The 16,914-nt window shown below is 72.2% G+C and carries 15 protein-coding genes; 4 read left to right on the top strand and 11 right to left on the bottom strand.

Annotated features, from left to right (window positions below; all coding sequences use genetic code 11):
• Nucleotides 1–63: 63 nt before the first annotated feature.
• Nucleotides 64–615 carry a 5-(carboxyamino)imidazole ribonucleotide mutase gene (purE, locus tag KQY30_RS22220; protein ID WP_217308343.1) on the bottom strand — a complete coding sequence of 184 codons (552 nt, stop codon included), beginning with the start codon at nucleotides 613–615 and terminating at the stop codon, nucleotides 64–66.
• Nucleotides 612–1,763 (bottom strand): 5-(carboxyamino)imidazole ribonucleotide synthase, encoded by a 1,152-nt coding sequence (locus KQY30_RS22215; RefSeq protein ID WP_217308342.1) that lies wholly within the window; start codon nucleotides 1,761–1,763, stop codon nucleotides 612–614. Before KQY30_RS22215 ends, purE begins: the two co-directional genes overlap by 4 nt.
• A gap of 215 nt (nucleotides 1,764–1,978) precedes the next feature.
• On the opposite strand from KQY30_RS22215, the gene KQY30_RS22210 reads away from it, so the two are divergent.
• The gene (locus tag KQY30_RS22210; RefSeq protein WP_217311244.1) at nucleotides 1,979–2,524 is read left to right on the top strand and encodes a GtrA family protein; all 546 of its coding nucleotides are present in this window, start codon (nucleotides 1,979–1,981) and stop codon (nucleotides 2,522–2,524) included.
• Between the two features lie 57 nt (nucleotides 2,525–2,581).
• Here KQY30_RS22210 and KQY30_RS22205 read toward each other — a convergent pair whose 3' ends face one another.
• From KQY30_RS22205 to KQY30_RS22190, 4 genes are all read right to left on the bottom strand, one after another.
• The gene (locus KQY30_RS22205; RefSeq protein WP_217308341.1) at nucleotides 2,582–3,856 is read right to left on the bottom strand and encodes an ATP-binding protein; all 1,275 of its coding nucleotides are present in this window, start codon (nucleotides 3,854–3,856) and stop codon (nucleotides 2,582–2,584) included.
• A gap of 67 nt (nucleotides 3,857–3,923) precedes the next feature.
• Nucleotides 3,924–4,601, bottom strand: a complete 678-nt coding sequence (locus KQY30_RS22200; RefSeq protein ID WP_046504321.1) for a response regulator transcription factor — start codon at nucleotides 4,599–4,601, stop codon at nucleotides 3,924–3,926.
• A 259-nt stretch (nucleotides 4,602–4,860) separates the two neighbouring features.
• Nucleotides 4,861–5,316, bottom strand: a complete 456-nt coding sequence (locus KQY30_RS22195) for an ATP-binding protein (RefSeq protein WP_046504324.1) — start codon at nucleotides 5,314–5,316, stop codon at nucleotides 4,861–4,863.
• Between the two features lie 259 nt (nucleotides 5,317–5,575).
• Nucleotides 5,576–5,944: an STAS domain-containing protein gene (locus KQY30_RS22190; RefSeq protein ID WP_046504326.1), complete on the bottom strand. Its 369-nt coding sequence runs from the start codon at nucleotides 5,942–5,944 to the stop codon at nucleotides 5,576–5,578.
• Nucleotides 5,945–6,177: 233 nt separating this feature from the next.
• Between KQY30_RS22190 and KQY30_RS22185 the strand changes: the two genes are divergently transcribed.
• From KQY30_RS22185 to KQY30_RS22175, 3 genes are all read left to right on the top strand, one after another.
• Nucleotides 6,178–7,149 carry an RNA polymerase sigma factor SigF gene (locus KQY30_RS22185; RefSeq protein WP_217308340.1) on the top strand — a complete coding sequence of 324 codons (972 nt, stop codon included), beginning with the start codon at nucleotides 6,178–6,180 and terminating at the stop codon, nucleotides 7,147–7,149.
• A 99-nt stretch (nucleotides 7,150–7,248) separates the two neighbouring features.
• Entirely contained in the window at nucleotides 7,249–8,493 is a 1,245-nt protein-coding gene (locus KQY30_RS22180; protein ID WP_302185330.1) for a DegT/DnrJ/EryC1/StrS family aminotransferase, read from the top strand.
• Nucleotides 8,494–8,722: 229 nt separating this feature from the next.
• On the top strand, nucleotides 8,723–10,837 hold the full coding sequence (locus KQY30_RS22175; protein WP_254407654.1) for a lipopolysaccharide biosynthesis protein: 2,115 nt from the start codon (nucleotides 8,723–8,725) through the stop codon (nucleotides 10,835–10,837).
• Here KQY30_RS22175 and KQY30_RS22170 read toward each other — a convergent pair.
• The 5 genes from KQY30_RS22170 to KQY30_RS22150 form a co-directional block, all read right to left on the bottom strand.
• Nucleotides 10,816–11,739, bottom strand: a complete 924-nt coding sequence (locus KQY30_RS22170; RefSeq protein WP_254407275.1) for a glycoside hydrolase family 26 protein — start codon at nucleotides 11,737–11,739, stop codon at nucleotides 10,816–10,818. The two genes, KQY30_RS22175 and KQY30_RS22170, sit on opposite strands and share 22 nt — an antisense overlap.
• Nucleotides 11,740–11,878: 139 nt before the next feature.
• Complete coding sequence (locus tag KQY30_RS22165; protein WP_254407274.1) at nucleotides 11,879–12,412, bottom strand: hypothetical protein; 534 nt, start codon at nucleotides 12,410–12,412, stop codon at nucleotides 11,879–11,881.
• Between the two features lie 19 nt (nucleotides 12,413–12,431).
• Nucleotides 12,432–14,327, bottom strand: coding sequence for a hypothetical protein (locus KQY30_RS22160; protein ID WP_254407273.1), 1,896 nt, complete (start codon nucleotides 14,325–14,327; stop codon nucleotides 12,432–12,434).
• Between the two features lie 154 nt (nucleotides 14,328–14,481).
• A complete protein-coding gene (locus tag KQY30_RS22155; protein ID WP_254407272.1) occupies nucleotides 14,482–15,339 on the bottom strand; it encodes a polysaccharide deacetylase family protein in 858 nt (285 codons plus the stop codon).
• Complete coding sequence (locus KQY30_RS22150) at nucleotides 15,336–16,700, bottom strand: glycosyltransferase family 2 protein (protein WP_254407653.1); 1,365 nt, start codon at nucleotides 16,698–16,700, stop codon at nucleotides 15,336–15,338. The genes KQY30_RS22155 and KQY30_RS22150 overlap by 4 nt, the downstream gene beginning before the upstream one ends.
• Nucleotides 16,701–16,914: the final 214 nt, after the last annotated feature.

The following is a 16,914-nucleotide window of genomic DNA, read 5'->3' as shown; positions in this document are numbered from 1 at the left end:
CGGCGGCAGAAGAAGCGGAAGAGGGAGCGGAGGGCCGCGTGGCGTCCTGGGCGTTCACAGCCGTCACCTTCCGAATCCGAAGTGGTCCGCGCCCTCGGCCTTGGCGCGCAGCCGCTTTCCCTTCTCCGTCGCCTGGTCGTTCAGGTCCTGCTGGAACTCCCGCATCCGGGCCCGCAGTTCGGGGTCGTGGGCCGCGAGGATACGCGCGGCCAGCAGCCCCGCGTTCCGGGCGCCGCCCACCGAGACCGCCGCGACCGGCACCCCGGCCGGCATCTGCACGATGGACAGCAGCGAGTCCATCCCGTCCAGATACTTGAGCGGTACGGGAACGCCGATCACCGGCAGCGTGGTCACCGACGCCAGCATGCCCGGCAGATGCGCCGCGCCGCCCGCGCCCGCGATGATCGCCTTCAGCCCGCGCCCGGCGGCCTCCTCGCCGTACGCGATCATCTCGCGCGGCATCCGGTGCGCGGAGACCACATCGACCTCGTACGGGATCTCGAACTCGTGCAGGGCCTTCGCGGCGGCCTCCATGACGGGCCAGTCGGAGTCCGAGCCCATCACCACGCCAACGACAGGGCCTGCGTGCGGAGGTCCGGCGAGAGAAGAGCTCATTCTGTGATCGTTCCTCGGAGGTAGCCGGCGGCGTGGCGGGCGCGCTCCAGCACGTCGTCCAAGTCGTCGCCGTAGGTGTTGACATGCCCCACCTTGCGGCCGGGCTTCACGTCCTTGCCATACATATGGATCTTCAACTGCGGGTCGCGGGCCATGCAGTGCAGATACGCGGCATACATGTCGGGATAGTCGCCGCCGAGGACATTGCACATGACCGTCCAGGGGGCGCGCGGGCGCGGATCGCCGAGCGGCAGGTCGAGCACGGCCCGTACATGGTTGGCGAACTGCGAGGTGATCGCGCCGTCCTGGGTCCAGTGGCCCGAGTTGTGCGGGCGCATCGCCAGTTCGTTGACGAGGATGCCGGGCGTCCCGTCCTCGCCGCGGACCTCGAACAGCTCCACCGCGAGATGCCCGACGACCCCCAGCTCGGCGGCGATCCGCAGCGCGAGCCGCTGGGCCTCGCCCGCCAGTTCGTCCGGCAGCCCGGGCGCGGGGGCGATGACCGTGTCGCACACGCCGTCGACCTGCCGCGACTCGACCACCGGATAGGCCACGGCCTGTCCGTGCGGGGAGCGGACTATGTTCGCGGCCAGCTCCCGTACGAAATCGACCTTCTCCTCGGCGAGCACCGGCACCCCGGCCCGGAACGGCTGCTCGGCGTCGCTCTCCGACCGTACGAGCCAGACGCCCTTGCCGTCGTAGCCGCCGCGCACCGTCTTGACGACCACCGGGAAGCCGCCCACCTCGGCCGCGAAGGCCGCGACATCCGCGGGGTCGGCGACGATCCGGTGACGCGGGCAGGGAGCGCCCAGCTCGGTCAGACGGGCGCGCATCACGCCCTTGTCCTGGGCGTGCACCAGCGCCTCGGAACCCGGTCGTACGGGGATACCGTCCGCCTCCAGCGCCCGCAGATGCTCGATCGGAACATGTTCGTGATCGAAGGTGATCACGTCACAACCGCGTGCGAAGTCACGCAGCGTGTCCAGATCGCGATAGTCGCCGATGACGACCTCGCTCACCACCTGGGCCGCGGAGTCCTGGGGGGTGTCACTGAGGAGCTTGAATCTGAGGCCGAGGGGGATGCCCGCCTCGTGGGTCATACGGGCGAGCTGACCGCCGCCGACCATGCCGACTACCGGGAATGTCACGCACCCAGGGTATCCGCAGCCGGCGGACCCTGACCGCGAGCGCGTCGGCGGCCCCCGTCGCACCGGGCCGCGGGCGCCTGCCGGTGCCCGTCGTCACCCGCTGCGAGCTGTTACGTACCGTCGCTTTACGTAACGTACGGTCGCTCAGGCGGCTCTCAGAGGCGCTGGTTAGCATGGTCGGAACTGACGTCGACCGGACGGGGCTGAGCGGGCATATGAGCGAACGGGGCGCACTCCGCGTGCGACTGGACCGGCTCGTACGCGAGGTGGCCAAGTTCGGGGCGGTGGGCGGCGCGGGCCTGCTGGTCAATCTGCTGGTCTTCAATCTCGTACGGCACACGACCCAACTGCCGGTGGTACGGGCCAGTGTCCTGGCCACGATCGTGGCGATCGCCTTCAACTATGTGGGCTTCCGCTACTTCACGTACCGGGACCGTGACAAGAACCGCCGTACGAAGGAGCTTTCGCTCTTCCTGCTGTTCAGCGCGGCCGGTCTGGTGATCGAGAACGGCGTGCTGTACACCGCGACATACGGATTCGGCTGGGACAGCCCGCTCCAGAGCAATGTGTTCAAGTTCCTGGGCATCGGTGTCGCCACGCTCTTCCGTTTCTGGTCGTACCGCACCTGGGTGTTCAGGACCCTGCCCGGTACGGAGCCGGCGGCGGCCACCGCGCAGACCCGGGCATCGGGAGCGACGGCCACGAGGAACGTGAGCGCGAGGAACCGGGCACTGGCACGTCAGCGGACCGGACGGTCCTGACACAGCGGACCGGGCGAGCCTGAATCGGCGGACCTCGGCCGACCTCGTCAGCCGACCTCAGCGGACCGGGCGGTCCTGATCCTTCTGCGCCTTGCGCGCACCCGCCTCCCGGCTCAGGAACAGCGCGAAGACCGGCGGCTGCTGCTGGAGCAGCTCCAGCCGCCCGCCGTCCGCCTCGGCCAGATCACGGGCCACCGCCAGCCCGATCCCGGTCGAGTTGCGCCCGCTGATGGTCCGCTCGAAAATACGCGCCCCGAGGTCGGCCGGTACGCCGGGACCCTCGTCGGTCACCTCGATCACGGCCTGGTTTCCGGTGACCCGGGTGCGCAGGGCGACCGTACCGCCACCGTGCATCAGTGAGTTCTCGATCAGCGCGGCCAGCACCTGCGCCACCGCGCCCGGGGTGCCGACGGCCCGCATGCCCTGCCGGCCCGAGCAGACGATGGCGCGCCCGGCGCTGCGGTAGGCCGGGCGCCACTCCTCGATCTGCTGCTTGACGACCTCGTCGAGATCGAAGGCGACGGCCGAGCCGGTCCGCGGGTCGCGGGCATTGGTGAGCAGCCGCTCCACCACATCCGTCAGCCGCTCCACCTGGGCCAGCGCGATCATCGCCTCCTCCTTCACGGTGTCCAGGTCATCGGTGGCGGAGATCTCCTCCAGCCGCATGGACAGCGCGGTCAGAGGCGTACGGAGCTGATGCGAGGCGTCCGCGGCGAGCCGCCGCTCGGCCGTGAGCATGCGGGCGATGCGCTCGGCGCTGGAGTCGAGGACATCGGCGACCCGGTCCAGCTCGGGCACCGCGTACCGCCGGTGTCTGGGGCGCGGGTCGCCCGAGCCGAGGCGCTCCGCGGTCTCCGCGAGATCGGTGAGCGGGGAGGCCAGCCTGTTGGCCTGCCGTACGGCGAGCAGAACGGCGGCGACGACGGCCAGCAGGGCGACCGCGCCGATGATCAGCAGGGTTCTGCCGACCTCGCGGGTAATGGTGGAGCGCGCCTCCTCGACGACGACGGTCTCGCCCTCCTCGCCCTCGGCCCTGCCGCGGATGACACTGCCCGCGGGGCGCTCCCCGATCTCGACCGGGGCCCGCCCGGGGATCTCGATCCTGGCGTAACGGGTCGCGTCGATCTGTTCGGAGAGGATCTTGGCGGAGATGCTGTCGCCGCCGAGAAGCCGGCTGTCGACGATGCTCACCAGACGCCCGGCCTCGTAGTTCACGCTCTCCTGGGCGCTGCTGCTGATCGTCCGCGTCTCGACGATGACGAGCGACAACCCGAAGACGGCGATGACCACCAGGACGACGGCGAGCGTGGAGCTGATCAGACGACGGCGCATGGTGCCCTCCGGGCGGGGTGGTGCGGTGACGGCCCGTGGGCGTCAGCTCTTCTCGGCGCCCACGGCGTCAGCTTTTCTCGAAACGGAAGCCGACGCCCCGCACGGTGGCGATGTAGCGCGGATTCGCGGCATCGTCGCCGAGCTTCTTGCGCAGCCAGGAGATGTGCATGTCCAGGGTCTTGGTCGAGGACCACCACGTGGTGTCCCAGACCTCGCGCATGAGCTGGTCACGGGTGACGACCCGGCCGGCGTCCCGCACAAGGACCCGCAGCAGGTCGAACTCCTTGGCGGTGAGCTGGAGTTCCTCGTCGCCCATCCACGCACGGTGGGACTCGACATCGATCCGTACGCCATGGGTGGCGGGGGCGGGGACGGGGTCGGCGGCACCGCGGCGGAGCAGCGCCCGTACCCGCGCGAGCAGTTCGGCGAGCCGGAAGGGCTTGGTCACATAGTCGTCGGCCCCGGCGTCCAGGCCGACCACGGTGTCGACCTCGTCGGCGCGGGCGGTCAGCACCAGGATCGGTACGGCGTGGCCCTCGGCGCGCAGCCTGCGGGCGACTTCGAGGCCGTCCATACCGGGCAGGCCCAGGTCGAGGACGACCAGATCGACACCGCCCTGGAGGCCGGCGTCCAGCGCGGTCGGGCCGTCTTCGCGGACCTCGACCTCGTAACCCTCCCGACGCAGGGCACGGGCCAGCGGCTCCGAGATGGAAGCGTCGTCCTCGGCGAGCAGTACACGGGTCATGGGGTGATGGTAGTCCGCGGAGGGCGGCCCCCGGGCCGCGCGTACCGAGCCGGCCAGGAACGATCCCGGTACAGCCCGGTGTACGGATCGCTGTACGGATCGGTCTGCCCGGTGCCGACCACGGTGCCGGCCCCGCGCCCCGGCCGCGGCACCGGGGCAAGGCCCCCGGCAGCGCAGCCCAGGCCCCCGGTGCCAACGTCGGGCCCGGGTGTGCGCGTTCACATTCGCGTACGTGCCCACACCAGGACGTATACGCGCGTCACGCCGGAGGCGCGGCCAGCTCCGCCCACACCGTCTTGCCCGCCGCGCCCGGGGTCCTCAGCACTCCCCAGTCCAGGCAGAGCCGCTGGACGATGAACATGCCGTGCCCGCCGGGCCGTCCCGCGCGGTGCGGGGTACGGGGTGCCGGCTGGCCCGTACCGCGGTCCGTGACCTCCAGCCGCAGCACCTTGGCCGTGCAGCTCACCCGCAGCCCCTCGGGCCCCTCGGTGTGCAGACAGGCGTTGGTCACCAGCTCGGAGACGACCAGCAGGACATCCTCCGCCGCCGCCCGCCGGTCCGCGGTCGAGGCGGGGAGCCATCCCCAGTCGTGCAGCGCCTGGCGGGTGAAGTCGCGCGACAGCGGGACGACACCGCTGGCACCGAAGAGCGCGAGCGTCCGCTCCCGCGGCTCGGGGCCGAGGTCGCCCGGCTGAGGCTGCCGGGTGGTGCTCATCAGCGCTTCACCTCACCGATTCACCAGTTCACGAGTTCATCGACACAGAAGTTCATCAACTTCATCAACACATCCGCGCATCAGCCACATCCGCACATCAGCGCAGGACATCAGCACAGAGAGAAGTACATCACTACAGAGAGTGCGGGTTCCCGTGCGGCCTGCCCGGGATCTTCTGCCCGTCCGAATCGTGACAACACCCACTTCTCCCATGAGAGAACGGTGTCCGCTCGCGACGGACGGGAAGAGAGGCCCGCGCTCAGTCGGCCAGGGCGTCTTCGAGCGTGTCATGCACGGTGAAAACGGCATCCGCGCCGGTGATCTCGAAGACCCGCGCCACGACGGGCAGCATGCCGGCCAGATGAACCCCTCCCCCGGCGGCGTCCGCCTTCAGGCGGGCACCGAGCAGCACATTGAGTCCGGTGGAATCACAGAACTCCAGCTCAGAACAGTCGATGACCAGCCGCGCCCGGCCGCGCCCGAGGGCATCGTCCAGGGGCGCCCGCAACAGCTCCGCCGTGTGGTGATCGAGCTCACCCGCCACGGCCACTATCTCGCTCCGGCCCTCGGTCCTGACCTCGACGCGGAGCCGGCCCCGGTTCGTGCTGCCGACCGTCTGGCGGTCCATGCCCGTCCTCTTCGCCGTTGTCGGATGTGCCGGATGGGGTCGCGGATGGGGTCTGTCACCTGCCATCGCCGCTCGAACTTTACGCCTTTCATCACGCCACCGGTACTCGAAGTCCCCCTCAATACGGACAAATTAAGCAATTTACACTTGCAACGGAGGGAAGGAGCGGGTAGGGCTAGAAGGCCAGGAGAGACACCCGACCGACCATCGGCGGCCCCCACACGCCGAGAACGATGGAGGAGACCATGTCACCCCGGCTCGACGCATCGCGTACCCCCCACGCGCCGTCGGCAGCAACGCTCCCCGCACAACACGTCCCCACGCAGCACGTCCCCGGACATCCGGCCATGGACACCGATACGGCCACCGAGGGTCCGGCCGGGCTGGAGAGTCCGGCCGGGCCGGCGGGCCTGCCCGAGATCCCGCCCTTCGACGAAGTCCGCGCCATGGACGCGCGAGCCCTGTCCAAGACCCTCTTCGCCCGGCTGGAATCCCTCGAAGAGGGCACCCACGAGTACGCGTACGTCCGCAACACCCTCGTCGAACTCAACGTCGCCCTGGTCAAGTTCGCCGCCGGCCGGTTCCGTGGCCGCAGCGAGCCGATGGAGGACATCGTCCAGGTCGGCACGATCGGGCTGATCAAGGCCATCGACCGGTTCGAGCTCAGCCGGGGCGTCGAGTTCCCCACCTTCGCGATGCCGACCATCGTCGGCGAGATCAAGCGCTTCTTCCGCGACACCTCCTGGTCGGTGCGGGTGCCGCGCAGACTCCAGGAACTCCGGCTCGATCTGGCGCGGGCCGGCGACGAACTGTCCCAGCGGCTGGACCGCGCTCCGACCGTCAGCGAACTCGCCGACCGCCTCGGCATCTCGCACGAGGAGGCCGTCGAGGGCATGGCGGCGAGCAACGCGTACACCGCGAGTTCGCTGGACGCGCAGCCCGAGGAGCACGAGACCGAGGGCGCGCTCACCGACCGGATCGGCTACGAGGACCACGGCCTCGAAGGCATCGAGTACGTCGAGTCGCTGAAGCCGATGATCGCGTGCCTTCCGCAGCGGGACCGTAAAATCCTCTCCCTGCGTTTTGTCGCCAATATGACCCAGTCGGAGATCGGTGAGGAACTGGGCATCTCGCAGATGCATGTGTCCCGGCTGCTCTCCCGCACCCTCACCAGGCTCAGGGAGGGCCTGACGCTGGAGGAGTAGCACCGGCGCCTGCCCGGGACCCCGCCCGCCGCCGCCCAGCGCCCCATTGACGGGGCGTCCGGTATGGGACACATTGAGCCGGGGGCAGGGGGGAACCGTATGGCTCTTGGTGTGCGCTCAACACATGCCGCGCAGACGGCACATGGTCCGTACGCCGCGCTGGAGACGCTGATGCGTGAGCGCCTCGGCCGGGAGTGTGTGTACATGCCCTCATGCCGTCTGGGGCTGTATGTGGCGCTGCGCCACTGGTGCCCGCGCGGCGGGCGGATCCTCATGTCGCCGGTTACCGATGACGTGATCCTCTTCGTGGTGCTGGCGGCCGGGCTGCGTCCCGTACAGGCGCCGGTGAACGAGCGGGACGGGTCCCTCGACCCGGCCGCGGTGCCGGAGCCGGTGTGGCGCGGGCTGTCCGCCGTACTGACCACCCATCTGTACGGGAATCCCGACCCGGCGCCGGAACTGCGGGCCCGGTGCGACGAGTTGGGGATCCCGCTGATCGAGGACGCCGCGCACGCGCTCGGCAGCGAGGTGGCGGGACGGCCGGTCGGCACGTTCGGCGACGCGTCCGTGTTCAGCCTCTCCAAGCATGTGGGGGCCGGGACGGGCGGCTTCCTCGCGGTCGCGGATCCGGGCCCGCGTACGGCACTGGCGCGGGCCCGGGACGCCCTGCTCGAACCGGCCCGACCGCACTCCGAACTCGCCTACGCGGTCCGGCCGTACGCCGAGGCGGGGGTCCGCGGACTGCGGCTGGTCCGGGCCGCGCGCGCCGCGCTGCGGCTGCTCGGACGGCGGGAGCGCACGGAGATCAGGATGCCGCTGCGGCCCGCCGCGCTGGGACGGGCGATGGCGGACGGCGCCGGGCTCCCGGCCCTCCACCCGTGGATCCGGGTCGATCTGCACGACTACCGCCGCCGACCGGGCCGGGTGCGGCTCGCGCGTACGGAACGGCTCCTCGCCGGTCTGGACGCGCGGCTCGACGCGCACCGGCGGGGTACGGAGAAACTGCTGGCCACCCCCTGGGGCGCCCCGGCCGCCGGCGGAGGGCCCGTACAGCCGCTCTTCCGGGTGCCGCTGCTGGTCCGGGACCGTGACGCGGCGATCGCCGCCCTCGCCCGGCACCGCATCACCACCGGCTATCTCTACGATCCGCCGCTGGACGCCTACGCGGGCGGGGAGTTCACCGATCCCTCGCCCGCGCCGGGACCGGCGGCCCGCTTCGCGCGGCACGCGCTGCCGGTGGACCCGCGCCTGGCGGACCGGGTGATCCCGGTGCTCACCGCGCTGGGGGCCGAGCCGCCGGACATGACGGGCGGGGAGGGGGAAGGGCCCGGCGGCGGTGGCTGACACCGCTGACACCGCCCGGTTACGGAAGGCGCGCCGGGGACGGCCCGCCCCCGGACGGGCCGCGGGATCCGCCTCCGGTCCGGCAGCCGGGCCCGACAGCGGGCCGACGGCCGGGCCGGACACTGAGCCGACTGAGCCGTCGGCCGGATCCGGCACCAGTCCCACGCCCGGATCCGGCCCCGGCCCCGCGGCCGGACCGGCGGACACCGGGGGCTCCGGCGGCGACTCGATGTTCCGTAACGCCTATGCCCTGATGCTCTCCACCGGGGTCTCCGCCGCGCTGGGCCTCGGCTTCTGGCTGGTCGCCGCCCGCTACTACACACCCGAGGCGGTCGGCCAGGGCTCCGCCGCCATCGCCGCCATGCGGCTGCTCGCCTCGATCACCGCCACCACCATGATCGGCGCGGTCGTCCGCTATGTCCCACGGGCCGGACGGGCCACCGGACCACTGGTGTGGCGTGCGTACGCCATCAGCTCGCTGGTGGTGTGCGCCGCCTGCGTGGTGTTCCTGCTGACCCTCGATCTGTGGGGCCCGAGCTACGCGCCGCTCGACGGGGTCACGGCGGGCCTGTTCTTCACCGCCTCCTGTGTCGCCTGGGCGCTGCTCACCCTCCAGGACGGCGTCCTGACCGGGCTGCGCAAGGCGTTCTGGGTGCCCGTCGGCAACGCCGTGTTCTCCATCGGCAAGCTGCTGCTGCTCATCGTCTTCGCCACCGCCCTGCCCGTCCTCGGGGTCTTCGTCTCCTGGGCGGCGGCCATCGCCCTGTCCGTCGTACCGCTCGGCTGGCTGGTCTTCCGCCGGCTCATCCCCCGGCAGGCGGCGGCCGACCGGGACCGGGAGCCGCCGCGCGCGTCCGACATCGGGCGGTTCCTGGCCGGCGACTCGGTCGGGGCCCTGTTCAGTCTGGCGATGATCAATCTGCTGCCGGTGCTGGTGGCGGTCCGCTTCGACGCCGCCCACAACGCCTTCTTCTACACCGCCTACACGGTCGGCGGCACGATGGAGTTCATGGCCATCAACATGGCCTCCTCGCTCACCGCGCACGCCTCGCACAGCCCGGACCGGCTCGCCGAGGGCGTCCGGGGGGCGCTGCGCCGGATGACGATGCTGCTGGTGCCCGTGGTGCTGGTCCTGGTGCTCTTCGCGCCGCAGGTCCTCGCCCCCTTCGGCGACGACTACGCGCGCCACGGCACGGACGTCCTGCGGCTGCTGGCCGCCGCCACGCTGCCCCGGGTCGTCGTGGAGCTGTACATCGGGGTGCTGCGGGTCCAGGGGCGCACGGGCATGCTCGCCGCCCTCCAGGGCGCCATGTGCGTCCTGGTCCTGGGCAGCGCGCTGCTTCTGCTGGGGCCCACGGGGATCTCCGGCGCGGGGCTGGCGATGCTGCTGTCCATGACGCTGGTCGCGCTGGTGGCGGCGCCGGGGCTGCGGGCGGCGGTATGGGACGGTCACCGCCGTACGAGCCGTACGGCCGGTACTGGCCGTACAGAACACCGGGCCTCGAAACACCGGACCGCGAGACACCGGGCAAGGGGGCGCCGGGCAACGGGGCGCCGGAAGCGCGCGGACCAGTACGGCACCGAGTGGGCGCGCCGGGCGGCGGCCCCGCCCCCTCAGGTGTCCGCCCAGGTCCCGGACGAGGAGAGCGGTGCGGTCAGTGTGCTGTGGCTGCTGCTGGGGGTCGCGGCCGGACTGTTCTGGCCACCGCTCGCCCTGGCCGCGGATGTCGGCCGTGACCGGCTCACCGGTGTCCAGTTCATCGACGCGCTGCCCCCGTTGGCCCTCGCCGCCGTCCTGCTGCTGATCGTCGTCCAGTGCGCCGCCGTCTCGCTGGACCGGCCGGGCCCGGCCTTGCTGGCGCTCGGCCCGCTGGTCTTCTTCGCCGCGCTGCACTCCGCGCCCGTACTCCTGGGCGTACCGCCGGACCGGCTGTCCGGTCCCTGGCACACGCACGTCGCGGACCTGCTCTCCCGGGCCGCGTGGCCGGCGAGCCCCGACGGGGTGCTGCGTGCCCTGCCCGTAGCGCTGCAACTGCTCTGTCTGGGGCTGGCGGCGCTGGCCCTGTGGGCGCTGGGTACGGACGGACGGGTCGTCGCGGGCGCGGTGTGGGGGCTCGCGGTGGCGGGCTGGGCGGGACAGCATCCGTTCGCGGCGATGGCGCTGCCGGTGTCGGCGGGGCTGTGCGGGGTGGCGGTGGTGGCCCTCGCCGTACGCAACCGGCGACGCTCAGTACGCCACCGACGCTCAGTACGCCGCCGAAGCCGCCGAGGCCGTCCAAGCAGCGCCCGTCGCCGCCCGGGCCGCCGAAGCCGCTCACACGGTCAGCGCGAGGGAACGGGCTGACGGAAGTAGGGGGCGCGGCCCGCCTCCCGGTAACCCTCCAGCGCCGGACCCTTGTTGACCGTGAGATCGCAGTGCTCGCCCGGCACCGGCCGGTTCCAGTGCACCAGCGCCCGCACCCGGGGCATCGTCGGCGCGGCCTGCGGGATCTCCTCGTACCAGCCGCGCTGCCGGTCGGGACGCGCCGGGTCCGGCGCCGTACTGAACTCCGCGAGCATGACGGGCTTGCGGTCGGAGACATTGGCGCGCAGCCATTCGTACGACGGCCGCTGGCTGCGCTCGAAGTCCAGCCAGTCGTCGGAGTCGTGGCAGGCGAAGTAGTTGTACTGGTCCATGCCGATCCAGTCGACGTAGTCGTCACCGGGATACAGGGACTTCATCAGCGCGGCGTTGCCGAGATAGCCGGAGACCGTCCACACCCATACGACGTTGTCCACGCCCAGCTCCCGGAAGCGGTCGTGGACATGGCGGTAGGCGGCGATGAACTCCTCGGGCGTGCCCGCGTCCGGGGTGCGGAAGTCGGTCTCCTGGTCGAAGGAGAGGAAGACCCGCTTGCCGTACGCCCTGAGCCGGCGGGCCTGCGGATCGATGATCTCCTCGTCGAAGGTCCCGGCCGCGACCTCGCGCCAGCCGAGCTGGGTCTCGGTCCAGTTCTCGTGGTGCGGCTCGGTCCATACGGTGGACTCCCAGGCCAGCATCAGCATCCGGTCCCGGCCGAGTTCGCGCTCGTCGGGGGTGAGGAGCACTCCGTCCCGCGGGGTGTTCGACATGTCGTGGTAGTTGTAGACGAGATCGAGTCTGCGGCCGATCTTCTGCTCGAAGTCCAGGACGGCGTCCTTGAGGGAGCCGTTCTCGGCGTACGGGACGTAGGCGCCCCACCAGGCGCCGCAGTGCGGTTCCAGCACGGCGTCCGGCGCGCACCGGCCGCCCGGCGGCGTCGTGTCCGGCCGAGCCAGACCGCGAGCCCGGCGAACAGGGCGCCCACCGTGGCCAGTACGAGCACGAGGCGGGTGAACCCCCGCCCGGTCGTGGGCCCTTCCCCGGTCATGGGCCCTTCCGGGGGCCGGGTACGGCACTCGCGGGCAACGGTACGGCGGGCAGCGCAGCCGCCACCGTACAGAAGGCGGCGAGCGTCCCCAGAAAGAGCGGGACCGAGAAGACGGCCAGTACGTAGAGGGCCGTCGCGAGAAGGACGGCGAGCGAGAGACTCAGGGGCGCGGCCAGCGCGAGGACCTCCAGCCGGGCGCCTGGGCGCAGTCGCGCACCGGGCGGCCGGGGCAGCAGCAGGGCGAACCCGGGCCCGAGGGCGACGAAGAGCAGGACGGGGATCCAGCGGAGAGGCGAGCCCCCGGGAAGGCCGGTGACGGCGAGGGCACCCCACCCGGACAGCGCGAGCCCGAGGCGCGGCCAGAACCGGGCCGAGGGCCTTCTCCCCTCGCCGGGCACCGCTGCTCGCCTCCCCTCGCCGGGCGCCGACGGCCCTTTCCCCTCACCGGGTACCGCAGCTTGCCTCCTCTCGCCGGGCACCACGGCCTCCGCCTTGTCGCCGGGCACCGCCGCTTCCCGCTCGTCGCTCATCGGCCGGCCTCCTCGTCGTTCATCGGGCGGCTTCCGGCGTGGGGACATGTTCCAGTACGAGTCCGTGCTCGCTCTCCTCCACGACCCGGAAACGCGGCGACGCCTTCAGTGCCTCGCGCAGCCGGGCGAAGCCGCCCGGGGGCAGATAGCCCTCGCCGGCGGTGGCCCTGTCCTGGGCCGGGGTGAGGATCACATAGGCCGGGCGGTCGTCCGGGATGCCCGCCGCCAGATATCCGGCCGGGTCCTTGAGCATCCTCAGGTTCTCCGGCACCTCCTGTTCGGTGAAGAACCAGCGCTCGTACCGGTCGTAGCGGTGGTACGCGCCGGGGAAGGACCCGGTCGTGGCCAGGATCAGCGCACCCTCCGGGGCCCGGTCGTACGCCCGTTCCACCAGCGCGGTCTCCACCGGCGGCGCGTACTGCATCGCCTCCTTGCCGTAGTACGAGGGCAGGAAGCCCGCCAGCAGCGCGATGAGCGCGACCGGCAGTGCCACGGCGCCGGTCCGCCGGGCCAGTAGGCGCGCCCTCCCGGTGCCCGTCGCGGCCGGAACGAGCGCCGCCGCGGCGAAGAACGCCGTACCGGGCAGCCCGAACAGATAGACCCGGAACAGCATTTCGCCGCCGTAGTCGTTGACCGCGAACAGCGGTACGGGCGCGGCGGCGGCCAGCAGCAGCGGCAGCGCGCTCCGGGTCAGCGCGCGCCGCAGCAGCACCGCCGCACCGGCCAGTCCGCCGAGCACGAGCACCATCAGGATGTTGGCGTCGCCCACCAGCTCGGGCCCCGGCCCGGTCGGTTCGCCCGCGAACCCGGCGCGGGAGTTGCCCAGCAGATCTCCCGCCGTCTCGCGCAGCGAGCCCAGCGTCTCCAGGAACAGCACCCGCCCCATCGTCAGATCCCAGACGAGCATGATGACCCCGGTGACCGCGAGCAGCCCGAGATTGCGGTAGCGGCGGGTGAGGCAGAGCGCCGACAGGGTCATCACGAGCATGACCGGGGTGAGCTGGTGCGAGGCGTTGACGGCCGCGATCAGCGGCGCGAGGACCACCACGCAGACCGCCCGCTGCCGGAGCCCGGTGGGCGGCGGTACGGAGGCCGCGGCCGGGTCCAGATACGACCGGTCCCGCAGCCGCCGCGCCGACCCCGGCCGGACGAAATGCCGCACGACCACGGTGAACACGGTCAGGAAGAGGAGATAGGCGAACCCTTGCGGAGAGAGATAGTCCTGCCCCACCCAGTTGGCGAGCTGGAAAATCCAGACCGCGGTCCACACCAGGCGCCAGTCGTCGGTGAAGGTGCGGTAGATGAGCACCAGGACCGGAATCAGCAGCAGACCGAACGCGACGGGCGCCCAGTTGGTGTAGCCGGCCGCGCCCTCCGTCCCGAAGGCGCGGACCAGTGCGGCGTTGAGCGAGAAGAAGCCGGGCCACTGGTCGTACGCGGACATGCCGCCGGAGAGTTCGACGGTCGGGTGGACGGTGCCCTCGGCCAGCAGGCGGTCGATCACGGCGTCGTGCTTGGACGCCCAGGGGTAGCGCACCGAGTCGTACAGCAGGGCGGGCGGCGCCTTGAGCGCCACGAGCAGGGCGACGCAGTGGGCGAGCGGCCACCAGGGGGCGGTCCCGGCCCGGCGCAGACCGGCCAGGAAGCCGGCGGTGAGTACGGCGAGCGCGGCGTAGTAGGCGAGGGGGAAGCGGTCGAGGAGGCCGAAGTCCCCCATGCCGTGGAAGTCGATACGGGGTAAGGACCAGCTCCACAGGGCGGCCGCGACCACCAATGGCAGCCAGGAGAACAGCGGTTGAGGACGGAACAGACCGGCGGCGGTCCGGCCGGGACCGGTACGGCGCGGGGGCTGTGGCGCGGCCGGCGGCGGCTCGTGCGCGGGTCGCAGCTCTGGTACGGGCACGGGCTGCTGCACAGTGCGACTCCCCCCACAGATGTGGTCGCGGCCGTCACGCCGCTGTCCCTGAAGCGAAGTATAGGAACTCTCGGTGTGTTTGTTTCGTTTCTTTCAGGTCTCCCTCCCCCGGCCGACCCGCGAACTCGGGCCGACTCGCGCACTCGGACTCGGGCTAACCGGCGAACTCCGGGCCTCGTATCCGCGCCCGCGCGCGCCGGTACAGCCGCCATCCCGCCGTGAGCGGCGAGTCGGGAAAGGGCGCGGTCCTGGCCCGCTCGCCCGCCGCGGGACCGCCCGCCATCCAGGACTCCACATCCGCCGCGGTGTGCGTACGGCGCACGATCAGCCGGGCGATGCGGTACGGCTCGTCCCCCTCCGAGGTGTGCGCATGGCGTACGGCGACGGCGGAGGCGTATCCGACGCGCGCGGCGGCTCTCCGTACCGCGCGGCTGTTGTAGCCGTGCGGATAGGCGAGATGTGCGACCTCATGGCCGAGGGTGTCCTCCAACGCGGCCTTGGCGTCCCGCAGTTCGCGGTGGAGGGCGGCGGGCGTGAGCGTGTCGAGCTGGGCATGGGTGACGGTGTGGGCGCCCACCTCCATGCCGTACCCCTCCAGCGTCGGTGCCCGCGCGAGCGTCATCATCGGACCGGGCGGCAGCAGGCTGGTCAGGCCCGGCGTGATCGCTCCGGTGGTCAGATACGCGGTGGCGGGCAGGGAGCGGGCGGCGAGCGCCTCGGCGGTGGGGCCGGGGAGATCGGCGAAGCCGTCGTCAAAGGTGAGGACCACGGGCCGGGCGGGCAGGGGCGGTCGGGGCGTCCGGCCGCCACGGACCTCGCCCCGGCCGGTGAGGGCACTGATCGTCACGGGCGTACGGCCGCTGGCGGTGACCGCGTCGAGATGGGCGGCGAAGTCCCTTGGGGTGACGGTGAATTCGGCGATCCAGTCGGGCGGGTCGTCCATCACCGCGTGATAGAGAAGCACGGGGATCGGGGCGGGGGCGGGCCAGGGACCACGCCGGCTGCCGCTCATGGGCGCCCCCCGCGTATCCGGTGGTGCTCCCGCCGTGCCTCATGCTGCTCATCGCGTGCCTGGCGGCGTACGCGTGCGCGCGCCTTCGCGTAGCCGAGCGGTCCGTACAGCATGCCCCGGCGCTCCAGTCGGGAGAGACCGCGCGGCCAGGGATGGGCCCGCGCGCCATGGGCGCCCGGCGCCACCTCCCCTCCCGGTTCGCCGGCCGGATCATCCGCCGTGTCCGGGCGGTGGGCCGTGATCGCGCGGGCGTGGGCGAGGCCGCGCGGCAGTTTCACGAGCAGGGCGGGCAGCAGGTCCGGGCAGCGGACCAGGATCGCGGTGAGATAGGCGGTCAGCCCGGCGCCGTAGCCGTACGCCTGGTTCCTCAGGTCCTGCCAGGTCTCGCGGTGGTGGTGCCAGACGAGCGCCTCGGGGGTGTACCGCAGCCGGTGCCCGGCGGCCAGGATCCGTACGAACGCGTAGAGGTCGTCGCCGCCCCTGGCGGGGGTGCCGGTGCCGGTGGCCGGATCGAAACCGCCCACGGCCCGCAGCGCTCCCGCGCGGAACGCCATGTTCGCGCCGGAGCCGAAACTGCCCGCGGTGAACGGGAAGAGCGGTTCGTCCGCGGGCGGCCTGGCCGGGTCGTACAGCCGGGGCTCGAAGCCCTTGGCGAAGCCGCCATGGCTCTCCAGCAGGATCTGCGCGGTGATGGCCAGCCGGGCGGGCAGGATCAGCCCGGTCGTACAGCCGAGCCCGGGATCGGCCGCGAAGGGTTCGGTGAGCGCGGTGAGCCAGTGCGGGTCCGCGACCACGTCGTCGTCGGTGAAGGCGATGACCGCGCTGTCGGCACCGGCGGCGGCGATACCGCGGTTGTGCGCCACGGCCAGTCCGGGCCGCGGCTCCCGGACATAGCCGACCCGGCCGGCATAGCGCGAGGCGACCAGATCGCGGGTGGCGGTGGTGACGGGCGCGTTGTCGACCACCAGCACCCGGCAGTCCGGATGGTCCTGCGCGAGGAGCGAGTCCAGCGCCCGCCCGAGCTGCCCGGCCCGCTCCCGGGTGGCGACGACGACGGTGGTGCGAGGAGGCGCAACGACCACGGTGGTACGAGGAGGCGCGGCGGACTCGTCGGACACGGGCGGCTCGGCCGGAGGCGGCCCCGGCGCGGGCGCTTCGGGTACGAGTGGCTCAGGCCCTGTCCGGGCGCCCGGCGGATCCCTCCGGGCGCGGAAAGCCGCCGCGAGCACCTCGGCCGGGTCCTCCCCCGACCCGACATGCGCCAGGACGGTGGCGGCTGGGCGCCCCCGTAACCGTACGAGCGCGAAGACGTCCCCCGCACCCAGCGGCGGACCGCCCGGCGCCGGGTCCAGGGAGAGCATCTGGCCGTCCGGTCCGTCGAGATCGAGTTCGGCGACGGCGATGGGCGGCAGCTCGGCCACCGCGCGCCGCGCTCCCCGACGCGCACCGCCGGATGTCCGTGCGGTGCTGGGTGTCCGCACCGTGCTGGAGCTGCCGGATGTGCTGGATGCGCTGGATGTGTACGTCATCGACTCCCCCCTCGTTCGCGGCGGCCTCTCCCCCGGTCGGCCGGTC

Source organism: Streptomyces sp. GMY02, from assembly GCF_019056675.1.
GTDB classification, from domain to species: domain Bacteria; phylum Actinomycetota; class Actinomycetes; order Streptomycetales; family Streptomycetaceae; genus Streptomyces; species Streptomyces odonnellii.
The sequence above is the reverse complement of the archived record's forward strand: the minus strand, read 5'-3'. Positions and strand labels throughout refer to the sequence as shown.

Excerpts from the sequence above, each read along its gene's own strand:
- purE (WP_217308343.1), bottom strand. The coding sequence starts at position 615 with ATGAGCTCTTCTCTCGCCGGACCTCCGCACGCAGGCCCTGTCGTTGGC.
- KQY30_RS22210 (WP_217311244.1), top strand. The coding sequence starts at position 1,979 with ATGAGCGAACGGGGCGCACTCCGCGTGCGACTGGACCGGCTCGTACGC.
- KQY30_RS22205 (WP_217308341.1), bottom strand. The coding sequence starts at position 3,856 with ATGCGCCGTCGTCTGATCAGCTCCACGCTCGCCGTCGTCCTGGTGGTC.
- KQY30_RS22200 (WP_046504321.1), bottom strand. The coding sequence starts at position 4,601 with ATGACCCGTGTACTGCTCGCCGAGGACGACGCTTCCATCTCGGAGCCG.
- KQY30_RS22195 (WP_046504324.1), bottom strand. The coding sequence starts at position 5,316 with ATGAGCACCACCCGGCAGCCTCAGCCGGGCGACCTCGGCCCCGAGCCG.
- KQY30_RS22190 (WP_046504326.1), bottom strand. The coding sequence starts at position 5,944 with ATGGACCGCCAGACGGTCGGCAGCACGAACCGGGGCCGGCTCCGCGTC.
- KQY30_RS22185 (WP_217308340.1), top strand. The coding sequence starts at position 6,178 with ATGGAGGAGACCATGTCACCCCGGCTCGACGCATCGCGTACCCCCCAC.
- KQY30_RS22180 (WP_302185330.1), top strand. The coding sequence starts at position 7,249 with ATGGCTCTTGGTGTGCGCTCAACACATGCCGCGCAGACGGCACATGGT.
- KQY30_RS22175 (WP_254407654.1), top strand. The coding sequence starts at position 8,723 with ATGTTCCGTAACGCCTATGCCCTGATGCTCTCCACCGGGGTCTCCGCC.
- KQY30_RS22165 (WP_254407274.1), bottom strand. The coding sequence starts at position 12,412 with ATGAGCGACGAGCGGGAAGCGGCGGTGCCCGGCGACAAGGCGGAGGCC.
- KQY30_RS22155 (WP_254407272.1), bottom strand. The coding sequence starts at position 15,339 with ATGAGCGGCAGCCGGCGTGGTCCCTGGCCCGCCCCCGCCCCGATCCCC.
- KQY30_RS22150 (WP_254407653.1), bottom strand. The coding sequence starts at position 16,700 with ATGCTCTCCCTGGACCCGGCGCCGGGCGGTCCGCCGCTGGGTGCGGGG.